At 51.9% G+C, this 18,297-nt stretch carries 15 protein-coding genes; 9 read left to right on the forward strand and 6 right to left on the reverse strand.

Going from position 1 to position 18,297, the window contains the following annotated elements; genetic code table 11:
• The first annotated feature begins 124 nt into the window (after window positions 1-124).
• A complete protein-coding gene (locus ACMV8I_RS20290; protein ID WP_498866994.1) occupies window positions 125-871 on the forward strand; it encodes a flagellar brake protein in 747 nt (248 codons plus the stop codon).
• Between the two features lie 21 nt (window positions 872-892).
• Here the strand turns inward: ACMV8I_RS20290 and ACMV8I_RS20295 are convergent, their stop codons facing one another.
• A complete protein-coding gene (locus ACMV8I_RS20295; protein ID WP_498866995.1) occupies window positions 893-1,651 on the reverse strand; it encodes an SDR family NAD(P)-dependent oxidoreductase in 759 nt (252 codons plus the stop codon).
• Window positions 1,652-1,778: 127 nt separating this feature from the next.
• On the opposite strand from ACMV8I_RS20295, the gene ACMV8I_RS20300 reads away from it, so the two are divergent.
• The 4 genes from ACMV8I_RS20300 to ACMV8I_RS20315 all read left to right on the forward strand — a co-directional run bounded on the left by ACMV8I_RS20300 (window position 1,779) and on the right by ACMV8I_RS20315 (window position 6,373).
• On the forward strand, window positions 1,779-2,678 hold the full coding sequence (locus tag ACMV8I_RS20300) for a LysR family transcriptional regulator (RefSeq protein ID WP_498866996.1): 900 nt from the start codon (window positions 1,779-1,781) through the stop codon (window positions 2,676-2,678).
• A 137-nt stretch (window positions 2,679-2,815) separates the two neighbouring features.
• Window positions 2,816-3,940 (forward strand): inner membrane protein YhjD, encoded by a 1,125-nt coding sequence (yhjD, locus tag ACMV8I_RS20305; protein WP_498866997.1) that lies wholly within the window; start codon window positions 2,816-2,818, stop codon window positions 3,938-3,940.
• 287 nt (window positions 3,941-4,227) lie between these two features.
• Window positions 4,228-5,550 carry an MFS transporter gene (locus tag ACMV8I_RS20310; RefSeq protein ID WP_498866998.1) on the forward strand — a complete coding sequence of 441 codons (1,323 nt, stop codon included), beginning with the start codon at window positions 4,228-4,230 and terminating at the stop codon, window positions 5,548-5,550.
• Between the two features lie 52 nt (window positions 5,551-5,602).
• Window positions 5,603-6,373, forward strand: a complete 771-nt coding sequence (locus ACMV8I_RS20315) for a CDP-diacylglycerol diphosphatase (RefSeq protein ID WP_498866999.1) — start codon at window positions 5,603-5,605, stop codon at window positions 6,371-6,373.
• Window positions 6,374-6,438: 65 nt separating this feature from the next.
• On the opposite strand, the gene ACMV8I_RS20320 is transcribed toward ACMV8I_RS20315, so the two are convergent.
• Both ACMV8I_RS20320 and pdeH read right to left on the reverse strand, forming a co-directional pair.
• Complete coding sequence (locus tag ACMV8I_RS20320) at window positions 6,439-8,502, reverse strand: AsmA family protein (RefSeq protein WP_498867000.1); 2,064 nt, start codon at window positions 8,500-8,502, stop codon at window positions 6,439-6,441.
• 106 nt (window positions 8,503-8,608) lie between these two features.
• Window positions 8,609-9,385: a cyclic-guanylate-specific phosphodiesterase gene (pdeH, locus tag ACMV8I_RS20325; RefSeq protein WP_498867001.1), complete on the reverse strand. Its 777-nt coding sequence runs from the start codon at window positions 9,383-9,385 to the stop codon at window positions 8,609-8,611.
• A gap of 286 nt (window positions 9,386-9,671) precedes the next feature.
• Between pdeH and ACMV8I_RS20330 the strand changes: the two genes are divergently transcribed.
• Both ACMV8I_RS20330 and kdgK read left to right on the forward strand, forming a co-directional pair.
• Window positions 9,672-9,875 carry a 2-hydroxymuconate tautomerase family protein gene (locus ACMV8I_RS20330; RefSeq protein ID WP_140474908.1) on the forward strand — a complete coding sequence of 68 codons (204 nt, stop codon included), beginning with the start codon at window positions 9,672-9,674 and terminating at the stop codon, window positions 9,873-9,875.
• A gap of 200 nt (window positions 9,876-10,075) precedes the next feature.
• Complete coding sequence (kdgK, locus tag ACMV8I_RS20335) at window positions 10,076-11,005, forward strand: 2-dehydro-3-deoxygluconokinase (RefSeq protein WP_498867002.1); 930 nt, start codon at window positions 10,076-10,078, stop codon at window positions 11,003-11,005.
• A 225-nt stretch (window positions 11,006-11,230) separates the two neighbouring features.
• Here the strand turns inward: kdgK and ACMV8I_RS20340 are convergent, their stop codons facing one another.
• The 3 genes from ACMV8I_RS20340 to ACMV8I_RS20350 all read right to left on the reverse strand — a co-directional run bounded on the left by ACMV8I_RS20340 (window position 11,231) and on the right by ACMV8I_RS20350 (window position 16,188).
• A complete protein-coding gene (locus ACMV8I_RS20340) occupies window positions 11,231-12,721 on the reverse strand; it encodes a M16 family metallopeptidase (protein ID WP_498867003.1) in 1,491 nt (496 codons plus the stop codon).
• A gap of 335 nt (window positions 12,722-13,056) precedes the next feature.
• Entirely contained in the window at window positions 13,057-14,340 is a 1,284-nt protein-coding gene (locus tag ACMV8I_RS20345; RefSeq protein WP_498867004.1) for a dicarboxylate/amino acid:cation symporter, read from the reverse strand.
• Between the two features lie 282 nt (window positions 14,341-14,622).
• A complete protein-coding gene (locus tag ACMV8I_RS20350) occupies window positions 14,623-16,188 on the reverse strand; it encodes an EAL domain-containing protein (RefSeq protein ID WP_498867005.1) in 1,566 nt (521 codons plus the stop codon).
• 580 nt (window positions 16,189-16,768) lie between these two features.
• Here ACMV8I_RS20350 and bcsO point away from each other — a divergent pair.
• Both bcsO and bcsQ read left to right on the forward strand, forming a co-directional pair.
• Window positions 16,769-17,503 (forward strand): cellulose biosynthesis protein BcsO, encoded by a 735-nt coding sequence (gene bcsO, locus ACMV8I_RS20355; RefSeq protein ID WP_498867006.1) that lies wholly within the window; start codon window positions 16,769-16,771, stop codon window positions 17,501-17,503.
• Window positions 17,494-18,297, forward strand: a complete 804-nt coding sequence (gene bcsQ, locus ACMV8I_RS20360) for a cellulose biosynthesis protein BcsQ (protein WP_498867007.1) — start codon at window positions 17,494-17,496, stop codon at window positions 18,295-18,297. Before bcsO ends, bcsQ begins: the two co-directional genes overlap by 10 nt.

Consider the following 18,297-nt stretch of genomic DNA (forward strand, 5'->3'; position numbering starts at 1 on the left):
AACAGTAATGCTGGAAAAGAGATAAAGCTTCTGCACCGGTTGCCGATAACCGTTTGTGGCCGCTTTTTAAGTCGAATTGAGCTCTGTACAACTAAAATAATAAAATACTGATGAGGTATAGCAGATGAGCGAAGCATCTAAAGAACCATTTGTTCGACGCAATAAGCTGGGGATCCTGGCCGTCCTGCGTGACCTGAAAAAGAAAGATACGCTGGTGATGGTGGCCCACGGACGCGGACAATTTATCAGTAAAATCCTCGATATCCTGCCAGACACCAACCAATTGCTGTTCGATCTGGGCAGCGGCGATTACGATAATCAGCTGGCGAAAGAAGCCCAGACGCTCAACTTTGTCGCAGAGCCCGCGGGGGCGAAAGTGGAATTCACCTGCGGTAAAATTCATCAAGTCACCTGGCAAAATCTGCCAACGTTCAGCTGTGAAATTCCGCCAGAGCTCTATTTTATTCAGCGTCGCGAGTATTTTCGCGTCAACATCCCGCTACAGCCAGCCTATATTTGCAGCGGAAAGTTCCCCGACGCCAGCGACTTTGCTCTTAAGTTGAAGGATATCTCGCTCGGCGGGTTGGGACTGCATGTGGATAAAGTGATGCCGCTGTGCATTGAGTCTGGTGCGGTGATCAAAGATACGGTGGTGGAACTGGCGGAGTTCGGCTCATTCAGGATGGACCTGGAGTTTATCAGTGCGATGGACCGTAAAACAGTGAGTAATAAAGGTGAAACCGTCACCACGCAAAGGCTGAGCTTTAAGTTTCCGTATTTATCGCCCGCGCAGGAACGCGATCTGCAACGGGCGATTTTCGAGCTGGAAAAGCAGCAGAATCAGAAAGCCAGGCGCTTTCAGGGTGACTGATTGAGAAAACCAGGCAAGCCGTTAGATAAACATACCGCCTGACGCTTCCACCCGCTGGGCGTTCATCCAGCGCCCTTCATCACTGAGCATCAAGGCCACCATATCGCCGATGTCGTCCGGCAGCCCAACGCGGCCCAACGCCGTGTTATCAGCCACCATTTTGTTCACTTGCGGGTTATCACGCACCATGCCGCCGCTGAAATCCGTTTCAATAGCGCCCGGCGCGAGCACGTTGACGGAAATTCCCCGCGCACCCAGCTCTTTGGCCTGATATTTGGTCAGCACCTCTATCGCGCCTTTCATGATGGCGTACGCTGATGACCCCGGCAGCGCAAAGCGAGTCAGCCCACTGGAGATATTCAGAATGCGGCCACCGTCAGCGATCAAAGGCAGCAGTTTTTGGGTCAAAAAGAACGGCCCCTTCAGATGGATGTTCATCATCAAATCAAACTGCGCTTCGGTGGTTTCACTAAACAGCGCATGGTTGCCCACGCCCGCATTGTTGACCAGGAAATCAAATGAGTCGCGCTGCCAAACCTGCGCCAACTGCTTTTTCACTTCGGTGATGAACGCATCAAACCCACCGCTTTCTGCCGTATTGAGCTGCAACGCGACGGATTTGCCGCCTTTGGCTTTTATCGATTCGACCACCGCCTGCGCAGCATCCGCTTGGTTGTTGTAGGTCAGAATCACATCAATACCACGCCCGACCAGCTTTTCAACCGCATTTTTGCCTAAGCCACGGCTGCCACCGGTCACTATTGCTATTAGATTGCTCATTTTCATACTCCGTAGTGAATACTGCAGATTTTCTCTGTACGAAATACAGACTATTAGACGACGGCGTAATGATAAAGAGTCCATAATGAGTTTCACTGTCTCAAATTAAACAACAATCTGGCAAAAAATGGATAAAATTCAATCAATGCAGGTGTTCATACGAGTGGCTGAGCTGAGTAATTTTACCCGTGCGGCCGAGAGTCTGGGCATGCCGAAAGGCAGCGTGTCGCGGCTAGTACAGCAACTGGAGACGCGGATGTCGGCACGTCTGCTGCACCGCTCGACCCGCCGCGTGCAACTGACGCAAGATGGCCAGGTGTTTTACGCGCGTTGCAAAGAACTGCTGGCCAATATGGACGAACTTGAATCGATGTTTCAGTCGCACCCGTCGAGCGTGAGCGGGCGTCTGCGCGTAGATATGTCAGTAGCGATGGCACGCGATCTGGTCTTGCCACGGCTGAGTGAGTTTCTCAACCGTTATCCGGCGATTGAAATTGAACTCAGCAGCACCGATCACCGCGTCGACGTGGTGCGCGAAGGCTTTGACTGTGTGGTGCGCGTCGGCGCGATGAAAGACTCGGGGCTTATCGCCCGCCCGCTGGGCGAGTTCAGCATCATCAACTGCGCCAGCCCAGGTTATCTGCAACGTTACGGCACACCTGAACATCCGGACCAGCTGACTCAACATGCCATGGTGCATTACGAGCAAGTCCTCGGTGGCCGGGCAATCGGCTTTGAATATCTGGCAGGTAACGTGCTGAAGGTGGTGAAAACCGGCGGTGCTGTGACGGTCAACAGCACCCAAACCTACTCCTCAGCCTGTCTTGCTGGACTGGGCATTATTCAGGTGCCGCTGACCGGCGTGCGCGAGGCGCTGGCGTCCGGCAAACTGGTGAAGATTCTGCCGCAATTTCTCGCGCCACCGATGCAGGTATCACTGGTCTACCCGCACCGGCTTAACCTGTCCCGACGCGCCAAAGTGTTCATGGACTGGTTGACGGAGATCGCCCGTGACTTTATTGCCTGACCCCTATCGCCTGAACACTAGGTGGGTTGCGGCGGTGTACAATGCGTGAGCAGTCAGGGCTTCCGGAACCGCTACGCCGCCTCTGGCGCGCTATACTGACGACATGGAAAATTTTCAATTAAGGAATGAGTGGATTAATGACGACCACAACAGAAAACAAACCACCCAAGCAGGAAGCTTCCAAGCCGTTGATCACCCTAAAAACCGGTAATCATACGGTGGATAAAAATATCACCCGCTTCTCAAAGCTGATCGCTCGAGTGCAGGCCTGGGGCTGGGTCGCACACCTGATACGTACCACCGAGCGATTTAATGACCGTCTCGGCAGCCAATTCGGTGCCGCCATCACCTACTTCTCCTTCCTGTCGCTGATCCCCATACTGATGGTGTCATTTGCCGCCGCAGGTTTTGTGCTGGCCTCCAATCCGGATCTGCTGGCTGAACTGGTCGGCAAGATAGTTAACGGAATCAGCGATCCAAATTTGGCTAACACGCTAAAAAGCACGGTGAATACCGCCATTCAACAACGCACTGCTGTGGGTTTGTCCGGCTTGCTGATCGCGCTTTATTCCGGCATCAGCTGGATGGGCAATTTACGTGAAGCGATCCGCGCCCAGTCGCGGGACGTGTGGGAGCGTAATCCACAGGACCAGGAGAAAATCTACCGCCGTTACGGGCGTGATTTCATCTCGCTGATCGGTCTGGTGCTGGCGCTGATTATTACACTGTCGCTGACATCGATTGCCGGTTCAGCGCAGAAAACCATCGTCGATGCACTGGGCCTGGGCGGCATTGAATGGCTGCGCCCTGCGCTGACCTTAGTTACACTGACGATCTCGATTGCTGCAAACTACCTGTTATTCCTGTGGATTTTCTGGATGCTGCCGCGCCACAAGCCGCGTAAAAAAGCGTTGCTGCGCGGTACGTTACTGGCGGCAATGGGTTTTGAGGTGATTAAGTTTGTGATGACCATGACCCTGCCCCGTCTGGCCAGTTCACCCTCCGGCGCGGCTTTCGGTTCGGTCATTGGTCTGATGGCATTTTTCTACTTCTTCGCCCGTCTGACACTGTTTGTGGCGGCGTGGATTGCCACCGCACAATACAAGGGCGATCTGCCGATGCCCGATCGCAAATCCAGGGCCGCGGATGAGCAGAAGAGCGCATCAGGAAACAACAGTGAATTCACGCCAGACAACCTTATTGCGCCAGAGGAAATCCATATATCAGCTATTAATTCTGATAATGAGTCTAAAGGGCAGTGATAAACACTAAATATGAGCCTCTGCCATTCTGAAATCCAGAATAACTGACTGAGACTGATCCTTTTCTTTTACGGTTTTTCAGTCAGTTGCTCTGCCTTTAAGCTATTCGACAACGTTATGATTGGCAAAATCCCAACAGAAGGAAACAATCCCCCGATTCGGCGTCAAGTGCCCTAACTCCCCGCTTTCATCGCGTTGTAATACCCTCGTGCTCTGCTTAAGATGCTTTTTCGCTATACATTTATTTACATTAGTTCCCTCTAACTCATTACAAATAAGAAACACTTATGCAAGCCACCCTCACTCCAGAATTAGAAGCTGACGCGAATTTGGTGAGCCAGAACTCCCGCGGCAAAGTCATCGTGGCATCGCTTATCGGTACGGCCATTGAATTCTTTGATTTTTATATTTACGCCACCGCAGCAGTGATTGTTTTCCCACATATTTTCTTTCCGCAAGGTGACCCGGCTGCGGCCACGCTGCAATCGCTGGCAACCTTCGCCATCGCATTTATTGCCCGACCGATTGGCTCGGCGCTGTTCGGCCATTTTGGCGACCGCGTAGGCCGGAAAGTGACACTGGTGGCTTCGCTGCTCACTATGGGGATCTCCACCGTGGTGATCGGCTTCCTACCCACCTACGCGACCATTGGCGTGTTCGCACCGCTGTTGCTGGCGCTGGCGCGTTTTGGCCAGGGTTTAGGGCTGGGCGGTGAATGGGGCGGCGCGGCTTTGCTTGCCACTGAGAATGCGCCACCGAAAAAACGGGCGTTGTACGGTTCGTTCCCGCAGTTGGGTGCACCGATCGGCTTCTTCTTCGCCAACGGTATGTTCCTGCTGCTGTCCTGGCTGTTGAGCGAAGAACAGTTCATCGCATGGGGCTGGCGGGTACCGTTTATTCTCTCGGCTGTGCTGGTGCTGGTCGGCCTGTATGTGCGCGTCTCACTGCATGAAACGCCGGTGTTTGCCAAAATTGCCAAAGCAGGTAAGCAGGTGCGGGTACCGATTGGTACGTTGTTCAGTAAGCATCTGAAAGCCACCGTGCTCGGCACGTTCATCATGGTTGCCACCTATACGCTGTTTTACATCATGACCGTCTATTCGCTGGGTTATGGCACGATGCCGAAACCGCTGGGCCTCGGTATCACCCGTAATGATTTCCTGCTCATGCTGATGATTGGCGTGATCGGATTTGGGGTAATGGTGCCGATTGCTGGTCAGCTCGCTGATGCGTTTGGCCGTCGCAAAACCATGATTTGTATTACGCTGTTGATGATTGTCTTCGCCCTGCTGTTCCCGACCCTGCTGGGTTCAGGTTCTCAGGCGCTGGTGATGGTATTTTTGCTATGCGGTTTTATCGTGATGGGGCTGACCTTTGGTCCGATGGGCGCACTGCTGCCGGAGCTGTTCCCGACCGAGGTTCGCTACACCGGCGCGTCCTTCTCCTATAATGTGGCATCAATACTCGGTGCGTCTGTTGCACCTTATATCGCTACCTGGCTGGCAACCCATTACGGGCTGTTTTATGTCGGCGTCTATCTGGCATCAATGGCAATGCTGACCCTTATTGCACTGCTGTTAATCAAAGAGACCCGCGACCAGTCACTTTAATTGGCCCCGCTGACGCAGTTGCTGCTGCGTCACGTTTCGCGAAGGACACTCCATGCGTTTCTCACGCCGACTGCTTATACCGCTGGTGATATTAGTGGTGGTGATCGCTACCGCCCTGTGGTTCCTGCTGCCCCATAAATCCAATCCCAATGCCTTATGGAATATTATCAGCCAGAAGTGCGTCCCCAATCAACGCGCCAGCAACCAGCCTGGGCCGTGCGCTCAGGTGGATGAAAAACAAGGTTTTGTGGTCCTCAAGGATATTAACGGACCGTTGCAGTATTTGCTGATGCCCACCGCCAAAATCACCGGCATGGAAAGCCCGGCACTGCTCGAAGAGAACACGCCGAATTACTTCAGCCAGGCCTGGGACGCGCGGCACTATATGGCGGATAAGTACGGCAAGGCGATCGACGACAGTAACGTATCGTTGGCGATTAACTCACAATACGGACGCTCACAGAATCAGCTGCATATTCATATTTCCTGCCTGTTGCCGGCGGTGAAAGAGACGCTGGCGAAAGATGCGGGTCAAGTGGGTTACCGCTGGCAGGCGTTACCGGATCAACTGGTCGGCCACACTTATCTGGCGCGAAAAATAGACTCAGCAGAGTTAAATCAGAAAGGGGCTTTCCGCCTGTTGGCAGAAGGCGTTCCGCAGGCGCAGGAGAGGATGGGGCATTTCGGTATGGCGATGGTAAGCCTGTCGGGAGGCCATTTCCTGTTGCTGGCCAGCGAACGCAATCTGCTGAAACTCAATAACGCCTCTACCGAAGAGATCCAGGACCACGACTGCGCAGTACTCAATCCGATGCCAAAGTAACGAACTCACGTCAGCGCCTCCCTTTGCCAGCCGGAGGCGCTAAAAATGGTGCCCACTGAATGAAACTACTTCTGCTTCATCTTCTGCAAAATCGGGCCGCACTGATTTTGTTCATTTTCACTTGGGGAAATCAGCGCCAACAACGCGGCGGCGGGCGCCACGATGGCACCGAGCGCGACGGCGGCGGCACCACGGGCGATTAATGGCCCCGGCTTCACTCCGGCGTCCGGGTTTTTATAAGTCCCGCGCACGTACAGCGGTGAGCGCAGCGTCAGAATACGTACACCTTTGCTCTCAGGATCAATGGTTAAATCCAGTCGTTCAGTCGCCATATTGGTCGTGCCGCTGATGTTAATCACCGCGTTCTCAGTGTCGAACACAAACAGCCTAGGTGATACCAAACCGTTTTTGACACTCACATTGGCCGCCGCACAGTTGATGGCCACTTCGTCATCGCCAAACAGTTTTCCAACCACATAGTTACCCACGTTAAGGCCGGCAATTTCCATCAGCCCACGGCTGATCACTCCATCATTAATCAGCAACTTCATATCGCCGTTGCTACTGCCGAGCAGTTCGGCAACCGAATTACCGGTACCGGACAGCGTGGCGTCACCGTTTAAATCCCCCAGACTGCGCTCCATCGACTCTACGCTCGGCAGCAGCTGCTTCAGCTTCAGTCTGCGGGCATGCATATCAATGCGGCCTTGCATCGGGGATTTATCCCCTTCAAGCCGGACGGTCGAGTTGAGATTGCCGCCTGCCACGCCAAAGCGTAACGGGTCCATCAGGATCACGCCGTTATTGAGTTTTAAGTGCGTACTTAAATCGCTTATTGGCAGGGATTTTCCATGCTCAATACGTTTGGCACTGAATTTCACGTCAGCATCCATCACGCCCCAGCTCTTGGTATCAAACTTCTCAACCGGCAGGATTTTATCCGATGGCTGACGGGTTCTCTCACCGCGTTGGGCTTTTTCTTTATTGGAATCTGCACCGATAAGCGGCGCAAGATCGGCGAAGCGCAGCTGTTTGGACTCAACATTACCGACCAGACCTGGACGTGGCTTACTGGCGGTATAGGTCAGGGAACCATGAATATCGCTGTCGCCAATCTCACCGTTGAAGTTCTGATAGCGGTACACTGCGCCGCCTTTATCATGCAACGTGGCACTCAGATGACCGTCGGTGGAATACGGCGGAGTTTGCGGCAGCAGCACGCCAGTCAGGCCGTAGAGATCGGACAGCGTCTGTCCGGAGAATTTGAGGCGTAAATCCAGACCACCGAGGTTCATCGGGTCGCTCAGGGTGCCCGCCACCACCACGCGGGTGTTGCCGGAACGCACGTCGGCCTGCAACGGGAAGCGTGAGTTCGGATCTTTCAGCGCTAACATACCGCCGATTTTACCGCTTCCGGAGAGCGGTTCACCGTTGTATTTCCCATCCACTTTCCAACCAAAGACGTAGTCCGGCGTTGTCCCGTTATCCGCGCTTTGCTTGTCGCCTTTATTCCCGACCACTTCGGTGAAGGGTAAAGGCTTACCTAGCGGGTCAATCACCGCGTGGAAATCGGCTTTCAGCGGCGCGTCTTTATAGTCAATCTGGCCGCGGTCAAACACAATATCGTTGAGGGTGAATGACCAGGCTGAGGCAGGTTGAGCCGGATCTTGGGTATCGCTGTTAGCCAGATTGAAAGACCAGTTGTTCTTACCGTTCGCCAGACGAATGAGTGACGCATTAGGCTGTTTCAGCCAGATACGCGGGATCAGCACCTCTTTATGGAGTAACGCCAGCGGCGCGATGCTCGCGTCGACGCGTGCCAGCGTGACCATCTGCGCATCTGTTTTGTCGCCCGGTACATCCTGCGGATTACCTAACACGATATCTTCGGCATGAATGTGCGGCCACGGCACCCATGCGCGCCAGCCGGCTTCATCTTTCTGACGTGACCAATCCACACCCAAATTGCCGCGAATGGCAAAGGGACGGTTTAGCTCGGTGGAGACTTTCTGATTAATGGTCGGTTTCAGGCGGTTCCAGTCAAACAACGCGATGAAAATAATGCTGGCGATCAACAAAATAACAATGATACCGACCACCCAACTAACCACTTTACCTGTGCGTGTCATTAGCCTATTCCTATCAGACAATTAACTGATTTATAGAGCTAACCATAGTTGAGTTTGCCGTAGCTTGCATAACTAGCATGAGAGTGAAAAACGAGACAGTGAATATTTAGTCCCTGAAATGAATTGGCAACTGATCGAGTAAATCGAAGGTTTGGGGGCGTGATAAGTAATAACCCTGCGCCGCCAGCGCATCAGAATTGCGTACCATCGACCACTCCTGCTGCGTTTCAACACCTTCGATGATCACGCCTTTACTGTAGCGGTTCATCAGAGTAACCAGCGTGTAGAACAGGCGGGAACCCTCCTCACTTTGGCGCAGCAAAATAAACAGATCACGGGCAATTTTTATGTATTCATAATGCCAGGTGGTGAATGACGAGAAGTTGGCGATACCCTGACCGAAATCGTCCAGCCATAGCCGGTCAGCCTGTTCAATTTGCGACAAAGGAATGCTGAGGGCATGTTCAGCACTTTCGACCAATTCGAATCGTAAATAGGGCATGTTGTTGATCTGCTGTTTCAGCGCGCCATCGACCTGCAAGGCTTCCAACACCTGACCATCTACGTTGATGGACGCCAGCAGGTCATGATCGATAAACAGCTTCTGCGACTGCTGCAACAAATCGAGTTGCTCCTGAACAATCTGCATACGCTTACCTATCGCAACGGCGACAAAGTAATGTTCCGGACAAACAGATTTCTGCGGCTCCGCCGGATGAAAAATCCCGGTCAGCAGCTCAACACCCAGTAATTTGCCGTTGGTTCGGTAAATAGGTTGAAAACGGTACACCCTCTGGCATTGCCGCCAGTAGGACTGTGCCCTAACGCGTTCAATTACAGTGAATGAAGGCGTCATCAGCCCTAACATCATATTTGTTATCATATTTTCCTGCCGCCATGCTTTCTGCTGTCATACTTTCTGCCGCCTAAGTCCGAATCAGGTCATCGGGTACCTGCGGCAAATATTTGCGTGACTACACGCGTAGCCCGGCCCCTGTAATACGTTCGTATTGATATCTATCGGCGAAGCGAGAGGAAACTTTAATCACCTATTGCAAGGGTGGGATAAATAGAGGGCACAAAATGTGCTGGTGATGCTCTGGAAGTTCCGCCGGGCAAGCTTTACAGTGAAAGACTGAACTGAAACTGTGATAAATCCGGAGAAAAACATGCCTTTCGTCAATATCAGAATTACCCGTGACGGTGCCACCGCTGAGCAGAAAAAAGCGCTGATCGAAGGGGTGACCCAGTTGCTGGTTGATACCCTGAACAAAAACCCGGCCACCACCACGGTGATCATCGATGAAGTAGATACCGATAACTGGGGTGTGGGCGGACGTACCGTGACTGACCTGCGCAGTGAAGCAAAGTAAGAATCTGCGCCCCGATTAAGGACATGGCGAAAGCGTAAAAGCTTTCGCTTTTTTATAACTTTTTTCCGCTTTTTCGAGATACCTCGAGAAAAAATAAAACTGCGTTTTAATACTATTGACTGCCCTGCGGCTTGAGAAGAGACTAAGCGTATCGTTTCGCTTATTCCGTTTTCACTTCTCAAGAACATAGGCCCGTTTCAATGACCAGCAAAAACATTGCCGTTATCGGCGAGTGCATGATTGAATTGTCGCAGAATGGTTCATCTCTGCACCGAGGATTTGGTGGTGACACCCTGAATACCTCAGTCTATATCGCTCGTCAGGTTCCTGCAGACGTGCTCAACGTGCATTATGTCACCGCCCTGGGCACAGACAGTTTCAGCAACGAGATGCTGGCAGCCTGGCAGCAGGAGGGAGTGCAAACGGATCTGATCCAGCGCCTCGGTGATAAACTTCCCGGCCTGTATGTGATTGAAACGGACGACACCGGTGAACGCACCTTCTACTACTGGCGCAACGACGCCGCCGCGCGTTATTGGCTGGACAGCCCGCAATCAGCAGATATCTGTAACAAACTGGCCGAGTTCGATTATCTGTACCTCAGTGGCATCAGTCTTGCGATCCTCAACGACAAAAGCCGCGAACGGTTGATGGTTCTGTTGCAATCCTGCCGCGCACACGGCGGCAAAGTGATTTTCGACAACAATTACCGCCCGCGCTTGTGGGCCAGTAAAGAGAAAACCCAGGCCGCCTATAACGCGATGCTTTCGTGTACTGATATTGCCTTCCTGACTCTGGATGACGAAGATATGTTATGGGGCGAAAAGCCTTATGAAGAGGTGATTGCGCGAACTCATGCGTTGGGTGTGAGCGAAGTGGTGATCAAGCGCGGAGCCGAAAGCTGCATTGTGTCCAGCTCTGACGGCAAACAGTATGATATTCCGGCGGTGAAACTGCCGAAAGAGAAAGTCATTGATACCACCGCAGCCGGTGACTCCTTCAGCGCAGGTTATCTCGCCGTCCGCCTGACCGGCGGCAGCGCCGAAGAGGCCGCCAAACGCGGGCATTTAACAGCCAGCACGGTAATTCAATATCGGGGAGCGATCATCCCGGCGGATGTTCGCTTTTAAAAAGCGATGTGGGTTTTTAGCTACTGAGTTGTCAGCCAAACCCCCTCCCAACCTCCTCCTTGGCAGGGGGAGGAGCTAAAAACCAAACCTGAAAGTGGCCCGTTCAGTTCCTTCACCTCTCACGAGGGGAAGGTTGGGATGGGGTGTGGATTTCAGGTACTGAGTCGGCAGCCAAACCTGAAAGTCTCGGTGTGGACCGAAGCCCCTTAATCCGAGCTAATACCACTATTGTGCCGGCACCGCACCCGGTGCAGCCACCCCAGCCACATCGGTCACCATGATGTGGTCATAGGTTTCCTGCAAAGCTTTAACACTCATTTCTGGTTCACCTTTCGGCTGGACCAGTAACAGCGCAGGTTCGCGTGACAACTGCTGTTTCAGTTCTTGATTCAGCGCCGGTAAGGTCAGCGTAGAGAGAAACTCTTGGCGCAGCTTCTGGTATTGCTCCGGGGCGATATCCACTACGCCATTTTGCTGTGAACGCAGTCGCTGGCTCATCAGTACATCGGTATCGGTACGCGCGTAGGTGGCGAACAATTTGCTGAGCTGATCCTTCTTCTGGGAGATCAGAGTATCAAACTGAGCCTGTGACAGGCCGTTATCACGCACTTTGGCTAATTCCTGTGACAGATTTTTCAGCGAGTCGAGCATTTTCTCCTGCGGTGCGTCCATGCGAATGGCGCACTGCGCACGCTGATACTGCACGCGACAGTCAAAACTTAAATTAGGTACTGGCGCATCTGCAGAACGGGCCCTGCCCTCAGGCGAGATTTTCAACGCCTGCTGTAAGTGCCAAAACAGCGCTTCACGCGCCAAATCGCTTCGCCAGTAAGTGCTAAGCGATTGTGAGTCCTGAATCGGCTGCCAGGGCATATCCCACAATAGCGAGAGCTTGTCCTGAGTCAGAGAGTTATCCATCAGCGTCATGGCTTTTGGTGGTAAACCCGACAAGACTGGCAGGTTTTGTGGCGTCTGACGGGTACCTTTCAGCGTGGAAAACGTTTTGTTGATCTGCTCCACCATGCTGCGGCTGTCGACGTTGCCCACCACGTACAACGTCATCGAGTCTGGGGTATACCAATGATGATAAAACTGGCTCAGCGCTTTGACATCCACCGGGTGTACCGGCGGCTGGCTTGGGTCATGACCCAGCAACGTTGAACCGGTCAGACGATAGCGCCACCAGGCATCCTTGGCATCCATTGGCAATGTACCCACTGGATCCTTCGGCATACGTGCAGCATCGATCACCGTTTCCTGGTTAATCACCATGTTGCCACTGGTGGCAGCAAGCCAGACCAGTGCTTGTTTCAGCAGATCAGGCCGGCCGTTAGGCAGACTTATATTGTACATAGTGAAGTCGTACGAGGTGATTGCAGGAGGCAATGGCCGGTCACTATTGATACTTTGCTGCCAGAAAGACTGCAACTGAGAACTATTGAAGCCTTCTGCACGGGTCAGAGCAAGACGGGGAAGAAAGTGCGCAAAGCCAGTTTGCTGGATTGATTCCGCCAAAGAACCGGTATGGACCATGAAACGTAATTCGATGCGGTCACTTGGGCGTTGCGGTGTTGCCAGCATTTGCCAGGTAAAACCATTGTCTAATTTACCCTGCTGCCAGGCCGGATCAGGCTGTAAAGCTTCAGCCTGCGCATTGCCTGCGGCGGCGGCCAGCAACAATCCACCCACGAGTAACCGAATTTTGGTGCCCTGCATGTGAACCCCTACGTAATGACAATCCAATTTTCAATGTGCTTGTCCTGCCGGCGTCTTGCGACCATCCCACAGGATATCAATGTGTAAAAACGAAGACGGCAAAGTTTAGCACTCTGTTAGACCGCACGTTTTTACCGATGTCACCGTTCTCATGAAAATTTTATTGGGAATCACTACCGAAGGGACACCGGGAAGCACATTATGAAGATAATCCGACGGTTACATCAAGTAATCGGTAGATTTAGAGGACAATTAAACGTGAAAAAGGCAGGATTCGGGAATTCCAACCTGCCTTTTAACTCGTTTTGCAGTATTTTTCGGGAAGAGATAATCCGTCAGACTGATTTATCAGCGGCTGTCAGCCCTTTTTGACCGGCTAAAGTGGATTTCAGTTGACCTTCATCTAGTTGACCGCACCATTTTGCCACCACGACCGTTGCCACACCGTTACCCACCAGATTGGTCAGTGCGCGCGCTTCAGACATAAAGCGGTCAATACCTAAAATCAGCGCCAGACCGGCTACCGGCAGGTGGCCGACGGCTGAGAGTGTGGCAGCCAGGACGATGAAACCGCTGCCTGTCACGCCCGCCGCACCTTTCGATGATAGCAACAGCACCACCAGCAAGGTTATCTGATGCCAGATATCCATATGGGTATTGGTCGCTTGTGCAATAAACACCGCCGCCATGGTCAGATAAATTGACGTGCCGTCGAGATTAAAGGAGTAACCGGTAGGTATCACCAGCCCAACGACTGACTTCTTACAGCCCAAACGTTCCATTTTGTCGAGCATGCGCGGCAGCACGGATTCAGATGAAGAGGTCCCCAGCACTATCAGCAGCTCTTCTTTAATGTAGGCGACAAATTTAAAGATACTGAAGCCAGTGAAACGCGCAATCAGCCCGAGAACGACCACCACAAACAGCACGCATGTCAGATAGAAGCAAAGGATAAGCTGGCCGAGCTGCACCAGAGAACCCACACCATATTTACCGATGGTAAAGGCCATTGCCCCAAAGGCACCCAACGGAGCCAGCCGCATGATCATATTGATGATGCCGAAAATGACGCTGGAGAAGCTTTCAATGAAGTTAAAGACCAGTTGTCCCTTATTACCCAGACGATGGAGTGCAAAACCAAACAGCACCGCGAACATTAAGACTTGGAGGATGTTACCGCTGGCAAAGGCTCCGATGACGCTACCTGGAATAATATCAAGCAGGAAAGGAATGATGCCCTGACTTTGGGCCTGCTCGGCATACATTGCCACGGCTTTTGCATCCAGTGCGGCAGGATCGACGTTCATTCCGGCCCCTGGTTGCACCACATTGACGATAACCAGGCCGATGATCAGCGCAATAGTACTGACAACCTCGAAATAGAGCAGAGCAATCGCGCCGGTGCGACCCACGGCTTTCATGCTTTCCATACCGGCAATGCCGGTAACCACAGTACAGAAGATCACCGGAGCAATGATCATCTTGATTAATTTAACAAAGCCATCACCCAAAGGCTTCATTTGCGCACCCAGTTCAGGGTAGAAATGTCCCAATAAAACGCCCAGAGTGATCGCCGTCAGCACCTGGAAATAAAGGCTTTTAAAGATACTTATTTTCATGTGTTGCCATCCTGTAGTAATACAAAAAACCACATTTTTATAATGGTTAATACCCAAAAGCGATAGGCGGGAAAATAACACCGACATAACAAGATGGAAATAACTTGTTTCGTTTTGCAATCTTGGTTGTTTTAAAACTAGAACTGAAACGATTCAGTTAAAAAGTAACAGGACAACGGATACATAAAGAAAGCCAGAATGAAGGCATAAAAGCCGGGGATGGGTTGCGTGTAAGAATGAGGGGGAGTGGAGGTCAGCGAAAGAGCGCTGAAGGCTACAGCGTCAAGAGCCCGTGACTATCTGGTCGCCAAACTGGCGCTCGAACTCAGCCTGCGGCAGCGGGGTAGAAAAGAAATAGCCTTGTCCGAATAAAATGTCATTGTTGAGCAGCCAGCGGCGCTGCGCCTCCGTTTCCACACCTTCGGCAATCAGCTTGATATTCATCGCTTTACCGATAGATGCTACGATGTTAACCATGACGTCATCGTCCGGCAGAGCGCTGACGAAACTGCGGTCAATTTTAATCACGTCAATCGGAAGGCTACGCAGGTGGTTGAGATAATCCAGCCCGGAATAGCCCAAACCGAAGTCACCAAGCTCAATGGAAACACCGACCGCTCGCAGTTCGCCCAGCAATGACAGCGCGCGATCCAAATCTTCGATGCGGGCAGTTTCAGTGATCTCCAGCACCAGTTGGCCAGGATTGATTTTGTAGCGGCTCAGAAGGCTGCGTAGTTCTGGTAGAAAATTTGGCTGCTGAACCTGAATGCCCGAGAGGTTCACGGACAGTGGCAATGTAATACCGCGCTGCTGCCAGCGGGCCAGAACGCTACAACCTAATTCCAGCACCTTGTAGCCGAGCATATCCATCACGCCGATCTCTTCCGCCCGTACGATAAAATCACTTTCCAGCCCGTAGCTGCCGTCAGCCATTTTACGGCGCAGCAGCGCCTCAGCACCCACCACGGCACCGGTCGCCATGTTCACCTGAGGCTGAATAAACAAAGTGAAATCGTTCTGCTTCACGGCGTGCAGAATTTCATCCTCCTGCAACAGTCGCTTTTGAATTTTCTCAGTCAACGCCGGCTCGAATTGGTTACCCTGCTGATTGGCCGAAGGATCCTCTCCCTGAACCCTTTGCTGTGTCTTGTTCCAGTGCAACTGGTTGCGGTTATAGCTGCGGATCAGCATGCCGAATTCATCGTCGTCATGACGCGCAGGCAGGCTCAACTGATGATGGCCGATTTCATTGTCGGACAATGCTTCCAGTTCGCGGGCAATGGCCCGCAGCGGTTTTATCACCAGACGGTTAATGCACCAACTGATGGAAATCGACAAAATCAACGCCAGTAGTAAATAGGTGGTGAGCATGGTGGAGAGCGCACTGATCATAAACTGATACATACGGTAGGGGTCAGCCTGCAACTGAAGATAGGCCAGCGGCTTGGGGTCTGTCGGGCTGGCAGCTGCAGAATAGAGTGGGACCGAAATGGTAACAGGCAAATTAAACCCGCGAATGGCCCATTCAGGAACCGGCCGCCCGGCAGGGAAATGGGTGCTCAACGCAGTGATCTGACTGGGTAATACCACCTCTGCGCGACTAAGAATGCCGACCGGACGCAGCGTGTTAAGAATGTCCTGTGTTTCGTTGAGATCGACGTCCAGAACAGCCTGCGACAATGGCAGCCTGACTGAATGGGCGATATTCTCAAGTTGCTGGGCGTAATCGTCCCTCCGCTGTTGCACAAAGTGAAACAGCTGGATGACAATAAAAATACAGAGGGTGATCACCGCGACGCTGGACACCGCTGCCATCTGCTTAATAGTTAATGAACGCCTGACCCGCAATATAATTCTCCAACACATTCCAACTGATTTTAACCCGCTAATCGTAACAGGTCGGAGGGGGGGAATCCTACCGTGCCACAGTATACCTGATAAGAGAGGGTTATGGCCGCGTCCAAGTGGTTTCGTCTATTAGAACAATGCTTTTATGACAGGAAATTACATGTACGAATTTTCCTAACGCTTTCCAGGCAAATATGAACAACCTTCATGCTGAACTTATGCTTAAAGACGCCCCTAACCCTTCATAGAAATTCTGACTTTAGCAACGCTAAAGCAATCAATATGCTCCCTATCACATTAAAAATGGGGTATTCCCCGTCACTATCCCATTCGGGGAGTAATTCTCTCCGAAAATGCTTTTCTGCCAAACAGTTAACTAAGGTCTATAATGATATGGGCTGATTCCTATTTTTTGTAAATTGTGCTTTATTCTGTACCTTAGCTGATATATTAGGATTATTCCCAATCGCGCCAATATTGATGTGTGAATCTCTTTTTCCCTGAAATTTAGCCACTGATGATCGTTGCCGTCTTCGCGTCCTAAATACTCGGATAAATGTAATCCCACCGGGCAGGTTATATGAATAAATATGACGACATTAAGCGTTTCATTGAAAAGACAAAAACAGAAGACATTGATTACAAAGAAATAAATGAAAAAAACACTGGGAATGGCATGACGGGTTCAATGAACAAATGGGCATTGATTAAACAGGTGTCAGCAAGTGAAGAAGCCCCTGGTATTTTGGAAAACGGCCGCACGACGCAGTCGACACCGCAGGCTATTTCTGCTGCAGAGTTTCAACGCAGCACGCCAGCACCCTATGACCTGTTAAACACGCCGGTTTCAGCACATTCAGCTATCCCGCAGGTGCCAACGCCGTTGAATACTTTGTCTTCATCCACTCCACCTGGTGGTGGAGGCCTGATGGAAGCCCTGCGTGAGTCACTGCCGGTAACGTCTAAACCCCAGCCATTACCGCAGGCCTCGGTGCAGCACAGCACGGCGATGCTGCATGCACAATCAGTCACCCCAGACAGCGTGGGTAGCTTGCTCGACGCGGTAAAAAATGCATTGCCAGCCCGGTCTATGCCAGCGGCCCAGCCTGCAACCACGTCGGCTTCAGTGAGATCTGTCATGGCAGCTACCTCGACTCATCCGGCTGTAACCAACGCCCATGCTGCTGCGACGCCAGCACCGAGCGGGCAATTCCGCCAAATGTTCAAACAAAAAGCCCCGCCCTCTGCTGCCGCTTTATTGCATCGAGATACACCGCTTCAACCCCTGTTAGAGATAATTGCATCATGCCATTAGTTTGTGTGTGTTCCCCGAAAGGCGGGGTTGGGAAAACCACTGTCGCTTCCAATCTGGCTTACTCTCTGGCCCGCAGCGGCAGCAAAGTTCTGGTCATCGACTTTGATGTACAAAACGCCCTGCGCCTGCATTTTGGTGTACCTATTTCGGATACTCGTGGGTTTGTGGCCGGATCAGGAAATGAGTCTGACTGGAGCCAGTTTATCCTCAAAGCGGGGTCGAATACCTTTGTGCTGCCCTATGGTGAGGTGAGCGAAGAGCAGCGACTGGAGTTCGAACATCAGTTGGCCAGCGATCCACATTTTTTACAGCGTGGTTTAAATACCGTACTCAATTATCCGGGTCTGGTGGTGATTGCCGATTTTCCTCCCGGCCCCGGCCCGGCGCTTAAAGCCGTACAGCCTTTGGCTGATTTGCACATAGTGGTCATGCTGGCTGATACCGCATCGTTATCGCTGCTGCCGCTGATGGAAAAAAATAAGCTTATTGGTTCGCCCCTTAATAATAAAAAAGGAGAGTATTACATTGTAAACCAAAGTGATACGCGTCGGACGCTCAGCCGTGATGTTACGCAGTTCTTTGAGCAGCGCCTGAACGAACGATTGCTGGGCACCATCCACAGGGATGAATGTGTACCTGAGGCAAACGCCTCACAGCGCTCTATTATTGATTTTAGTCCGGTATCAGCTTCTGCTTTTGATATTGAACTGATCAGCAAAAAGGTCGCGGCCATTTTAGAGATAAAAGTCGGGGACGGAGAATTGCACGGTTCTCCCAAGCCAAATAATTATTAA

Source organism: Ewingella sp. S1.OA.A_B6, assembly GCF_049889095.1.
Taxonomy (GTDB): domain Bacteria; phylum Pseudomonadota; class Gammaproteobacteria; order Enterobacterales; family Enterobacteriaceae; genus Ewingella.